The following is a 12,153-nucleotide window of genomic DNA, read 5'->3' on the forward strand; positions in this document are numbered from 1 at the left end:
TGGCGGCCTTGGTATTCCCAATTACATTGAGGTTATAATTACATTAAGGTTATATAGGCGTTATTGTTCCAAGTCTTAAGGTAACAGGCTGTAAGTTATCATGAATAACTCGTTAGTATTCGGATAAATTTTTTGTATTAAATCTTTAAGTGGTTGTAATTTCATTGCTTCTTGTTGAGCATGAAATTCATTAATATCCTCAAACTTTAATGGTGTCACTGATTCAATCTTTATATTACATACCTTTTGATCTGTTTCTAAGGTAAAGACTTCTACCTCAGAACCTACGACATAGTGACTCTCAGATTTATCGCGAATGGTAATGGTTTTTTCACCCGATGCGACAGATGGCGTTAAAAACTCAAAAAACGTAATTTTATTAGTTATCGGGATTGTCATTATTTATATCCAGTTTTGCGATGTCTTTGAAGGGCATAAATTGATTATTTTAAGTTAACCTTTAAACAGTTTTCTTATCTGCGACCAACGGCTAATGAGCATTGCCATAAAAATGAGGAAACACCCAAAAATTTGCCCTAATGTCATCACTTCTCCAAACCACAAAACAGCAAAAATAGCAGCCCATACCGGCTCTAAATTCATGATCACTGCTGCATGACTAACGGGTGTTAAGCTCATTGCATACATTTGAAGTAGGTAACGTAAACTGGTTGCGATTAAAGTACTGGCTAAAAACCAAAGGGTAATACTAAAGGTAATGCCTTGTGGCATTGCTTCAGTGAATAATGACATGATCAGTAATAAAACACCTGCACTGGTTAATTGAATACTGGTGATCACTAAAGCATGCATACGCATTAAAAAACGAGACAGTAGATTAAGCTGGAATGCGACACCGATAGCTGTACCTAAGAAATATAAGTGTGCAATTTCAAAGCTCATACCATTACTTAGTGCTAAAAAAATCAAGCCTGTTACGGCAACGGGTAGCGCAACCCAAATGCTAGTGGCGGGCCTATCACCAAACATAAAGCGTCCAATAATAGGAACAAAAACAACACCAAGACAGGTAATGAATGCGCCAACACCAAGATTAGAAGCTTGATCTAACCCTAATACCCAGCACATCATCGCCAAGCCCATAACGCCACCAATTAACATAATGGGTTTAACATCATTCCATTTCAGGTTTCGAAAATAGCGGGGGCCAATTAAGAACAATACAATGCCGCCAATTAAAAAACGCATGGAAACAAAAAATAGAGGTGTCATTCCCGCTAAGGCTTCTTTAGAAAAAATCCAACCAAGGCCTGCTAAAATAGTCACTAGTATTAAAATCAGTTCTGCTCTGAATGCAAATTTTTGTTGCAAAATGTACCCTTATTTTTAAGGTTGACTGTGTTTGAGTGTGGATAAGGAAGCACATTAGAGTAAACTATTTTTTGCAATAATTCAGTAATAAAAACACGGTTTTATTTTTTTAATTTACTAATGTAAATTCTGTAATGGAAGAATTGTTGCCAATTAAATCATTTAGTTAATTGGCAATAATCGTATTGAACTGTTTCGAATGTTACATTTTATGCAGCTTTATTTTGTACAAGGCAGAGATAAGCTATTAAAGTCCTCTGTCGCTTACCGTTTATGTTTTTGATGCTAATAACTCCGCCAATGCTGTGGGCAGTTTACTTCTCACTTTTTTAGTGAGGATTGTTTCATGTTTTTGCCAAAGAATACCAAGGTAAATGACTAATAAACCTAACGCCGTTAAGATAATTGGAAATAACCAACTGTCTTCAAAAATACTAAAGGCTAGGTGAGCTAAATAACCACTACTCCCTATTGCACCAAAGATAACAAATACACGACGAACTAATGTTACGCCTATAACAATCATCAATAAATTAATGCAAAGGTAAATAAATTTAGATAACTCACTATCGGAATACTGAAGTGACATTCCGCTCCAAAATGCAATCACGCCAAATAAATAGACCCAAAATGCATAGTCTGCTTTATTTCTCGCGCGAATATCGACCCAGAAAGCTAAACCAATCATCACTAATCCACTGATCATTGAAACTAGTTTTCTTAATTCCCAGTTAAAATCACCGCCTGTTAGCATTGCGGTAATATCCATTGATAGGTACCAAAGTGTCACTGCAATCGGCATCATTAAAAACGGATATTTATATTTCCAAGCTAAAATAATACCGACAACTAATGTGCCTAGCTCCATGTAAAGCCAGTGCCATTGAACATAACGATGGTAATCACGATAGACACTGTCGTCAGGCCAAAAGCCTAATGATTGTTGTAGCCCATAGATAGTTAAAGGAGTTAATGCGATCACAAAAGTAGCACATATTCCAGCGGGTATTGCATAACCTTTGGCTTTAAACTGATGAGTAAGTTTAAGACCTATCGCTGTGTATAATAAAGCGATTACAGTAATTCCTATGCCTCCGAAGGACTGCCAGCCTAAATTCATAAAAAGTGTCATGGCACCGATTGCGATCATGCCACCTACATAATAAAGCACATGAGTGAAATCGAATTTAGGCCCCGAGTGGGGTTGTTTATTGAGAAATTCAATTAACTTTTCTGATTGCTCAAAGGAAATTATATTTTCATTTACAGCATTTTTAAGATCTTGTTTTGTTAAGTTCAATCTAATCTCCCTTGTTGCTATATTTAGCCGTTATATTTTACTACCGTATTTCGCCGTCTATTTCGTTATTAAACTGTGCAGTGAGTTATCAGTTTATGCCTATTTGATCATTCTTGGATACAGAATCCTACCTTTGATTTTAAAGGCACATACTCCCATGAATTACTATAAAACTGAATGCTGCTAGATTTAAATTGGTTATAAAACTCAGTAAACCCAAGTTCGGTGATACTGCTTTAACAGCTCCATCTTAAATTCAATAAAACATTAACAGTAATACTGAGTTAATAACAAGGGCAATAAAAGAAAGTAATATCAGGGTGAGTTCTTTCAGGTACTTTTGATGAGTTGATTGTTATGGAGGCAGTAAGGAAATATATAAAGGGTTATCACTTTGACAATGAAAACCCTTTACGTTTTAAATGAAGTTACTTTTCTAATAATAACTTAACGGCTAATCCAATTAATACGACACCGGTTAAACGTTCCATTATTACTTGTGTTTTACCACCATCAAATCGTTTTTGCGCGGTAACAATCATGCGGCTGATGAATGCTTGCCAACACATTGCAATCGCAAAGTGAATAGCTGCCATTAGTAATGATTGCATAAATGCAGAATATTCAGGATTGATGAACTGTGGTAAAAAAGCCAGATAAAAGATAGCCGTTTTAGGATTTAAAACGTTTGAGAGTAAACCTTCTCTAAAACTTTTTGTTAATTTAAAGTTACCCTGTGCTGATAGCTTAGCAGGACCTTTAGTTGAAGCAAAGAAACTGTGTCTTAGTCCCTGAACTCCTAAATATAAAATATACAGTGCACCAATCATTTTTACTGCTTGGAACAACTGCGGTGATTGTGACAATACTAGTGAAATACCTACCGCAGACAAAGATGCATGAAAAAATAATCCTGTACATATACCCAGACTAGTAACAAAACCATCTTTTTCACCGCCACGACTAGTATTTCTAATCACCAAGGTAGTATCTAGGCCTGGTGTCATCGTTAAAATAGTAATCGCAATTAAAAACGCTTCAATGTGTAAAATAGGCATCAGTAGTCCGTTAATTGTTGTGGATTATAAAGACTCACATCTAAAGTGACTTGATGTGCTTCAGCAAGCTCATTAAGCTTATTTTCAAGGTGAGTTAAGTGGTTAATAGTTAATGTATTATTGTCTAATTGCCAAAGTTGGCGAGATCCTGCGTAATTAAAGTGTAAAATTTGCATCGCAGTGGGATCACCTTGCTGCGCAGCAGATTCTATTTTTTTCATACGTCGATTAATTCTATTTAAAGCTTGTTTTAAATGCCAAACATAAGTGACTTCGTGGAAATAGGCATGGCTTTTAAGTTTATTTAATATAAATAAAAGTGCCCCTGCAGTAACAATAACACCCAATAAATTCCAGTAAAAATGACTACCGTCGGGCGAAGGCATTAGTCGAATAAGTAATTGGCTAATACCTAAACTGCCAACAGTAAGCGTACCAATACAGGCAAAAATGACTTTGTTTAAGCGTTTACGATAGCGCTCTGGATCTATTTCAATAAGTTGCATTCTGGTTATATATTCCTTTAACAAAATGGGCAAACATGGTTATGAAATGTTAATCCTGAATGTGATGAGAGGGATTGACACTAATTACCAACATAGATTACTAACAATAGATTACTGGTATAGGTTATTAAGAGTGTGAATAATCGCTCATAGGTTATGTAATGTAAATAATTTATAGCCATTTATAGTCATTTATAGACAGTAATTTATAAGCAGTTATTCATTGAGCGCACTGTATTTATTGCGTTTTATTTATTGTTATGTGTTTATTGATATTTATTTCTATGCATTTATTGCTATGCACTTATTGATAGTAGCTTTCCATCCAGCTTTCTAAAATAAGGGCCGCAGATACACTATCTACTTTTCCTTTTTCAAGTGCTTTAAATCCGCCGCGTTCAAAAATAAATTCTTTAGCGCTTGCCGTTGTTAAACGTTCGTCTTGAAAAGCTATTTTTACACCAAAACGCCCATTTAAGCGATTGCCAAATTTTTTTGCTCTTTGTGTAATAGGTTGCTCGGTTCCATCCATGTTTAATGGTAATCCTACGACGACTAAATCCGGTGCCCAGTCTTTAATAACAGCTGCAACCGTATCCCAATTAGGAATACCATCATTTGCTTTAATGGCTGCTAGTGGTTGTGCAGTCGCAGTGATCATTTGCCCTGTTGCAACACCAATACTTTTTGTACCAAAGTCAAAACCTAATAAAGTACTTGGCACTTTAGGCTCGTTTGCTGAGGTGTTCTTTTCTTGTTCTGAATCGCTTACTGATGTCATTATGCGTGGCCTACGTCGCTACTTAATTGTGATGGGTCGACGCCTAAACGTTGTAAGGAAGTATTCCAACGTTGTTCGACCGGTGTGTTAAAAATAATGTCATTTTCACAATGAATGATTAACCATTGATTCTGGTTTATCTCTTCTTCTAATTGTCCCGAGTCCCAACTTGAATAGCCCAAGGCTACCATATAGTGCTCAGGTGCGTTATCTGTCCCTAAACTAGACAGGATCTTATTCGAGTTAGACATCATTAATTGTTCATTAAGCATAGTGCTTTGTGATATGTCAGATGTCGGGCTGTGTAATACAAAACCTCTGTCCATGTCTAATGGACCACCTAAAAAGACGGGGTCAATCAAAGGTGGGCTAGGTTCATGTTCAATGCTTTCTGCATTTTCTAATAACTCTTGTAACGTTAACTTAACCGGGTAGTTAATAATAAAGCCCATCGCACCTTGATCATCGTGCTCACATAAATAAACAACAGATTGCTTAAAGTATGGGTCTGTTAATGAAGGCATAGCGATTAAAAAATGATTCTTTAATGAACTTACGATTTCAGTTTGAGTATTATTTTCCAACTGTTTTTCTTGATCTGTTGGTAGGGGAACTGAATGTTCATCACTCATGTCAGAATCAGAAAAAGGGTTTTTAGTTTTATCTATTGTCATTTGATTCTCCATCAGGAATGAATATATGCCGGTCACTATTTAAGAGGCAAAAATCAGCAAGCCAAGAAGTGAATAGACTTTAGGTATTAAGACTTGTATTTACACCTACCAATACAGGATTAATCTAGTAAACCGCTCAAAAGATCATCATGTTAAGTCTTCTCTTGATTGGTCACATGTATATTACCCGCGGTAATCGCGGGTAATATATTCAATCGAATAGCGATCGTTTTGTTGGCCTTAAGTACAATATCTTTTAAGCGCCTTTGATACGTTTTTCAATTGCATCCATTAATTTGCCGCTGATATTCGTCCCATAAGCATTATCAATTTCTTGAATACAAGTTGGGCTAGTCACATTGATTTCTGTCACTTTGTCACCGATAACATCTAAGCCAACAAAAATGAGTCCTTTTTCTTTTAACTTTGGACCAATGGTATTAGCAATATGCCAATCAGACTCAGAAAGAGGTTGAGCAACACCAGTGCCGCCAGCCGCTAAATTACCACGTGTTTCACCTTTTGCAGGAATACGTGCTAATGCATAAGGCATTGGCTCACCATCAACAATCAGAATACGCTTATCACCGTCTTTAATTTCTGGAATAAAAGCTTGTGCCATACAGTAACGTTGCTGATGCTCTGTTAGTGTTTCAATGATCACGCCAACATTACTATCATTTTCTTTAATACGGAAAATAGAAGCGCCGCCCATACCGTCTAATGGCTTTAAAATTACATCTTTATGTTGTTGATGGAAAGCACGAATTTTTGCTGCACTTCTTGTCACTAAGGTGATCGGAGTGAATTCACTAAACCAAGCGGTGAATAGTTTTTCATTTGCATCACGTAAGCTTTGTGGTTTATTAACGATTAAACAACCTTCGTCTTCAGCACGCTCTAATAAATAAGTAGCGTAGATATATTCTGTGTCAAAAGGTGGATCTTTACGCATTAATACAGCATCAAGGTCTGAAAGAGGGTGATCTACTGCATCTTCTAATTGATAAAAATTGCCAGCTTCACGTTGTACCGTTAATTTTTTGCTGGTAGCAAAACAACGACCATTTTCTAGATATAAATCTTTCATTTCTAAATAATAAAGTTCCCAACCACGAGATTGAGCTTCTAATAACATTGCAAAGCTTGAGTCTTTTTTAATGTTGATGTCTGCGATGGGATCCATCACGATGCCAATTTTTATGGTCATATCTATTCCTGTCGTTAATCTATTAAGTAATAAAAGCTATGCTAAATCGCCAAAGCGACATTGCAATGCTGTGATTGCAGTTAATGCTGCTGTTTCTGTGCGTAATACGCGAGGGCCTAATAATGTTTCAGTAAAGTCCAAGTTTTCAGTGAGGCTTATCTCATCATCGCTTAAGCCTCCTTCAGGACCAATTAATAAACGCACATGTTTGATATCGTTGGGTAATGTATTAATTGAATATTTTGCGCGAGGATGCAAGGTTAATTTACAGCAATCAATCTCATATTCACACCATTGTGTTAAAGCTTGTGTTGTATGTATTGTTGGTACAATATTTCTACCCGATTGCTCGCAGGCTGCGATGGCTATTTTTTGCCACTGTTGTTGCTTTTTTGCCATCCGTTCTGCGTTAAGTTTTACACCACAACGTTCACTGATCAAGGGAGTTATTTCATTTACACCCAATTCGACTGCCTTTTGGATCACAAATTCCATGCGGTCACCACGTGAAATAACTTGCCCTAAATGTAAATGAAGCGGGCTTTCATTGTCAGTTTCTTGGGATGAAAGAATATTCGCTTGGCAAGTTCGTTTTTGGACTTCATGCAGTTGTGCTAAATACTGACCACCTTGACCATTAAATAAGGTAATACTATCGCCAACATTTAAACGTAACACGCGAATATGCTGAGTAGCGTCGTCTGATAATGTGATACAGGTGTTTTCGGTCAATGATTGCGGTTCATAAAAACGAGGGTTACGCATAAGGTTACTTTTGATTGAAAATAAAAGCTTAGTATAACGCGAAAATTTTTAATATCACTATTGCTAAAGACTGAATTATTACACTTAGTTAGCATAACTTATGTTAATCAGTGAGCATTGAGAGTCTTCCTGGGTAACGGGTATAAACTATTGCTAAAGGATATATTGAATTATTACTTCCTTAATATCAATTTAGGGCAACATATGGGATAATTTTTGCTTTTATTTTTGTGTGATGGTTCAGGAATTTAATATGTACAGTTCTAAGTTAAAAAGTATAACTACTGACGCTAAGCGTGGCGTTTATTTCATTGGTACCACCCCTCCCAAACATGATACTGACCTTGAACTTGTTTCTGGTATTGCCGATAAACTAGTAGGGCGATTAGAAGAAATTGATTACGATGGTTTTATCGTTTACGACATTCAAGATGAAACCTCTCGTATTGATAAACCGCGTCCTTTTCCATTTAGATATACGCATGATTCACGCTTATATTCAAAAATATTACACGATAAAGTCGGTAAGCCGGTGATCACTTATAAAAGTGTTTCACAACGCGATGAAGCTGACTTTTCACGCTGGTTGTCTGATGCTTGGCATCAGTTTTCAGTGCGGGATATCGTATTGGTAGGCTCGCCATCATCGGACGGTGAAATCAAACTATCGCTTTCTGATGCTTACAAAACCTTAGCGGCACATCCTCAAGAGTTTTACCTAGGCGGAGTGACAATTGCAGAGCGCCATGTTGCTAAAGGGGATGAGCATGTCCGTTTACGTGCTAAGCAAGATCAGGGCTGTGAATATTTTATTACACAAGCTGTTTATAATGCACAGGCCACCATTGATTTATTAACTCGCTATGCGAGTGAATGCCGACAACAGGGTGTACAACCTAAACGGGTAATTTTAACTTTTTCTCCTTGTGGCAGTGCTAAAACATTAGAATTTATCGAATGGTTGGGGATTTCCGTGCCGGAAGCGACGTCGTTGCGTATTCTTGAGTCAGAAAATCCACTCAAAGAGTCTTTGCAAATTAGTCGAAATAACTTCGAGCAAATTTTATTAGCGGTATTACCACTAAATATTCCATTAGGTTTAAATATAGAAAGTTTAACCAATCGCAAAGAAGAGATAGATGCTGCTATATTATTATTTAAACTTCTTAAAGCCACGTTGGATTTAAAACTGGCTGAATCACAACTATAAGTCGATGAAATAATGATCTTGTCAAAGGAACAACAAACAGAAATTACACGGATAGCAGTATTCGCTGGGCAAATTTTACATCAGCATGGTGCAGAAAGCCGTTTGATTGAACAAACGACCCAGCGTTTAGGCATTGCGCTTGGGGCAGAGAGTATAGAATTAGCGATTACTCCAGATGCAATTGTGATCACTAGCTTGGTTGAGGGGCATTGTGTAACAACCACAAGGCGTTGCGGCGACCGTGGCATTAATATGCAAATGGTTTGTGAAGTACAGCGTATTTGTGTGATGTTAGAAAAACAGCTAATTGATATAAAAGAAGTCAAAAAACGATTGCACCGTTTAAAACCTTATAAATACAATCGCTGGTTAGTGGTATTAATGATTGGTTTTTCATGTGCCAGTTTTAGTCATTTCTTTGGTGGTGATCGCGCTGTTTATTGGACTACTTTTATTGCATCCAGTTGCGCAATGGTAATACGTCAAGAACTTGGCCATCGTCAGCATAACCCTTTTGTTAACTTTGCTTTAACCGCTTTTGTTGCGACTACCATTACTTGTTTAGCCTCAGTTTTTGAAATAGGTGAAAACCCGAAAATTGCGATGGCAGCGAGTGTATTATTACTGGTTCCTGGTTTTCCTTTGATTAATGCAGTGTCAGATATGCTTAAAGGTTACGTGAATATGGGTATTGCACGTTGGGTGTTTTCAACATTATTAGCGGTCAGTGTATCGATTGGTATTGTTGCTGCGATAGAATTAACAGGCGTTTCAGGGTGGGCACTATAATGATGGCATTTTTTGATCTTTTCATCTTATTTTTAACCGATGCTTGGTTTGCTTGGATACCTGCAGTGGGTTTTGCCATGGTGTTTAATGTGCCGCGTAAAATGTTAGTTTATTGTGCCGCAGGTGGTGCATTTGCACATAGTTTGCGCTTTTTATTAATGCACTTTAGTTTACCGATTGAGTGGGCAACATTTGTTGCATCTGCAAGTATGGGATTTTTAGGTTTGTATTGGTCGCGTAAACACCTGATCCCTCGTCCTGTTTTTACCGTTGCTTCTGTTATTCCAATGATTCCTGGTAGTTATGCTTTTACTGCGATGATTGGTTTAGTGGAGATCAATACCAGTGGTTATAGCTTAGAGATCATGCGTGTAGTGATGGAAAATGGTTTACGTACTTTGTTTATCTTAACGGCATTAAGTTTTGGTTTAGCTATTCCATCTATTTTAATTTATCGCGGTCGTCCAATTATTTAATCATAATTTAATACTAACAGTGAGCATATAATTGCAAGGATTAGTTTAATCGCAAAAAATAGGTAAGTGGATCAGCGAATATTACGCTAGATTGGTCTAAGGAATACTGTACACTGTGCGAAAAATACTAAGTACATAAAGTGTGCAGAACAAAGTGTGTGGAATAAAAAAGGTCCAATATGTCAGATAAATTTTTCTTTAAAGGTAAAAAAGAGAAAAAACCAAAACATTCAAGTTATGGTTTTAATACAAAGCGTGCAGTAAAAATAGGTACAGAAGAGCTACCTTTACAGGTTGTTGTTAATACTGATGCCCGTGCTGAAGAAGTACAAGCACTAGCTGAAGAACATAACTTAGTTATCGCTATTACCGTTGATGCTGAACAAGCTGAGAATACTACCGAATTAGATGTGTTGATTAATAAACCAGTCACTACTCGTTTTGAAAAAATGCCTGCTCGTAACGAACCTTGTGTTTGTGGTAGTGGTAAAAAATATAAAAAGTGCTGTGGTTAATTGGTACTATTAATTTATTAAAGAGTTAATAGAACAAGCGTAAAGCAGACATTAAAAAGCCCCGATAGAGTAATATTTATCGGGGCTTTTTTGTGGCTGCTATTTTATATTTTTGTATTGGTTATCTTAATAAGAGCAACCTTAATCAGTCATCACTTATTTTAACCTTGCTCTAACAAACGTCTTAAATCAATCAGTGCTGCATTTGCACGAGAAACATAGTTTGCCATGACCAAGGAGTGGTTTGCTAGGAAACCGAAACCATTACCATTTAATACCATTGGGCTCCAGACCGCTTGTTGAGTTGCTTCCAAATCACGAATAATTTGTTTTAAACTAACCTGTGCATTTTTCTTTTCGAGCACATCTTGAAAGTCAATTTCTACTGCTTTTAAAAAATGCAGAATAGCCCACGTTGAACCGCGGCTCTGATAAAAAACATCATCAATCTTAAACCAATTTGTTTTGATCTCAATTTCGTCAGCACTGGCCGTTGATTGTTTTGCTGAAGTATCACCTGCTAGGTTCGTATCAAATATATCATTACCGACACTAGCGCTTAAGTTTTGTGAAATGGAGCCTAATCGTTTTTCAATCTCACGTAACCAATCACTTAGATTATCCGCACGCGTATAAAATTGCGCTTCTGTTTGGTCTGTTGCAGAGAGGCGAGCACGATAGCGTTTGAAGGCCTTAATTGCATCTTTATATTCACTTTCTGCGCTAGGTAAAACCCAGTTAGTATGTGAAATATTCATTTTATTCTGTGCTATTTCTAAATCTTTATCACCCGTCGATTGTGATTGTGAACGACTGAAGTCTAAACGCATCACCAATGCTAAATCTCGAACTTGCTCTAATACACCGTACTCAAAGGCAGGCATATTATCCATAAAAAATCCTGGTGGAGTGACATCGTTAGATAGGAAACCACCGCGTTTATCTACTAACCAACTAGTTACATCAATAAGCGTTGTTGTGGTTGCATAACCAGGTACTATTTCACTATTGGATGCAGTTGCTGCTTCTTGTGTTTTTGCTTTTACATCAAATGTTGATGGCATCCAGCCAGACCAAATAGACATTATCCATAATAAGAAAACAATGATCAGCAGTATTGGAATGATGCTTTTTTTAGTTAAAGTAGCCATGATCTATTCCTTAATATCATGTTGAATGGGTATTAACTTTACCATAACCCTATTTGTTATTTCACCTCAATTATCGTTAATGGGAGTGTAAAATCATAAAGTTATAAATATTATTCTATTTCGTTATTTTTCATGTTGATTGGTGCGTTTAGTTGTGTAGATTTTAAAGAAAATATTGTCGTCATTGCTCGAATACAAATAATGAATACTTATAAATAGTTGGCGCTAGGGTTAAGTGTTAACGGACAAAAAGATTAAAAAATTAATGGAAAAATTTATAAATATATTGGTATTCACCTGATTACCTATCAATAAGGTCATTTCAGAAGAAGATAGTAATTAAATAGATGAATTTTAAAACGTAAGTGATAAACTCATGCTCAATA

The 12,153-nt window shown here is 36.6% G+C and carries 14 protein-coding genes; 4 read left to right on the forward strand and 10 right to left on the reverse strand.

Annotated features, from left to right (window positions below; all coding sequences use genetic code 11):
* Positions 1 to 75: 75 nt before the first annotated feature.
* The 9 genes from yqfB to rsmE form a co-directional block, all read right to left on the reverse strand.
* Positions 76 to 399 (reverse strand): N(4)-acetylcytidine aminohydrolase, encoded by a 324-nt coding sequence (yqfB, locus tag MT391_RS06510; RefSeq protein WP_499441367.1) that lies wholly within the window; start codon positions 397 to 399, stop codon positions 76 to 78.
* Between the two features lie 54 nt (positions 400 to 453).
* Positions 454 to 1,332 carry a DMT family transporter gene (locus MT391_RS06515; RefSeq protein WP_166372031.1) on the reverse strand — a complete coding sequence of 293 codons (879 nt, stop codon included), beginning with the start codon at positions 1,330 to 1,332 and terminating at the stop codon, positions 454 to 456.
* 271 nt (positions 1,333 to 1,603) lie between these two features.
* On the reverse strand, positions 1,604 to 2,632 hold the full coding sequence (locus tag MT391_RS06520) for a hypothetical protein (RefSeq protein WP_499497271.1): 1,029 nt from the start codon (positions 2,630 to 2,632) through the stop codon (positions 1,604 to 1,606).
* 428 nt (positions 2,633 to 3,060) lie between these two features.
* Positions 3,061 to 3,690 (reverse strand): LysE family translocator, encoded by a 630-nt coding sequence (locus tag MT391_RS06525; protein ID WP_166372033.1) that lies wholly within the window; start codon positions 3,688 to 3,690, stop codon positions 3,061 to 3,063.
* Entirely contained in the window at positions 3,690 to 4,196 is a 507-nt protein-coding gene (locus tag MT391_RS06530; protein ID WP_166372034.1) for a DUF3087 domain-containing protein, read from the reverse strand. Before MT391_RS06530 ends, MT391_RS06525 begins: the two co-directional genes overlap by 1 nt.
* A gap of 304 nt (positions 4,197 to 4,500) precedes the next feature.
* Positions 4,501 to 4,977, reverse strand: a complete 477-nt coding sequence (ruvX, locus tag MT391_RS06535) for a Holliday junction resolvase RuvX (protein ID WP_499497272.1) — start codon at positions 4,975 to 4,977, stop codon at positions 4,501 to 4,503.
* Positions 4,977 to 5,651 (reverse strand): YqgE/AlgH family protein, encoded by a 675-nt coding sequence (locus MT391_RS06540; RefSeq protein WP_277344381.1) that lies wholly within the window; start codon positions 5,649 to 5,651, stop codon positions 4,977 to 4,979. The genes ruvX and MT391_RS06540 overlap by 1 nt, the downstream gene beginning before the upstream one ends.
* A 256-nt stretch (positions 5,652 to 5,907) precedes the next feature.
* On the reverse strand, positions 5,908 to 6,861 hold the full coding sequence (gshB, locus tag MT391_RS06545) for a glutathione synthase (RefSeq protein WP_166372036.1): 954 nt from the start codon (positions 6,859 to 6,861) through the stop codon (positions 5,908 to 5,910).
* A 36-nt stretch (positions 6,862 to 6,897) separates the two neighbouring features.
* Entirely contained in the window at positions 6,898 to 7,626 is a 729-nt protein-coding gene (rsmE, locus tag MT391_RS06550) for a 16S rRNA (uracil(1498)-N(3))-methyltransferase (protein WP_499497273.1), read from the reverse strand.
* A gap of 253 nt (positions 7,627 to 7,879) precedes the next feature.
* Here rsmE and MT391_RS06555 point away from each other — a divergent pair, with 253 nt between their 5' ends.
* From MT391_RS06555 to MT391_RS06570, 4 genes are all read left to right on the forward strand, one after another.
* Complete coding sequence (locus MT391_RS06555) at positions 7,880 to 8,836, forward strand: methylenetetrahydrofolate reductase (protein ID WP_499497274.1); 957 nt, start codon at positions 7,880 to 7,882, stop codon at positions 8,834 to 8,836.
* A 12-nt stretch (positions 8,837 to 8,848) separates the two neighbouring features.
* Entirely contained in the window at positions 8,849 to 9,625 is a 777-nt protein-coding gene (locus tag MT391_RS06560) for a threonine/serine exporter family protein (protein ID WP_205963058.1), read from the forward strand.
* Between the two features lie 2 nt (positions 9,626 to 9,627).
* A complete protein-coding gene (locus MT391_RS06565; protein ID WP_166372059.1) occupies positions 9,628 to 10,101 on the forward strand; it encodes a threonine/serine exporter family protein in 474 nt (157 codons plus the stop codon).
* 179 nt (positions 10,102 to 10,280) lie between these two features.
* The gene (locus MT391_RS06570) at positions 10,281 to 10,616 is read left to right on the forward strand and encodes a PBPRA1643 family SWIM/SEC-C metal-binding motif protein (RefSeq protein WP_166372039.1); all 336 of its coding nucleotides are present in this window, start codon (positions 10,281 to 10,283) and stop codon (positions 10,614 to 10,616) included.
* 161 nt (positions 10,617 to 10,777) lie between these two features.
* Here MT391_RS06570 and MT391_RS06575 read toward each other — a convergent pair whose 3' ends face one another.
* The gene (locus tag MT391_RS06575; protein WP_166372040.1) at positions 10,778 to 11,767 is read right to left on the reverse strand and encodes a DUF2333 family protein; all 990 of its coding nucleotides are present in this window, start codon (positions 11,765 to 11,767) and stop codon (positions 10,778 to 10,780) included.
* Between the last annotated feature and the right edge of the window lie 386 nt (positions 11,768 to 12,153).

It is taken from the genome of Vibrio sp. 1-Bac 57 (genome assembly GCF_037546855.1).
Taxonomy (GTDB): Bacteria; Pseudomonadota; Gammaproteobacteria; order Enterobacterales; family Psychromonadaceae; genus Psychromonas.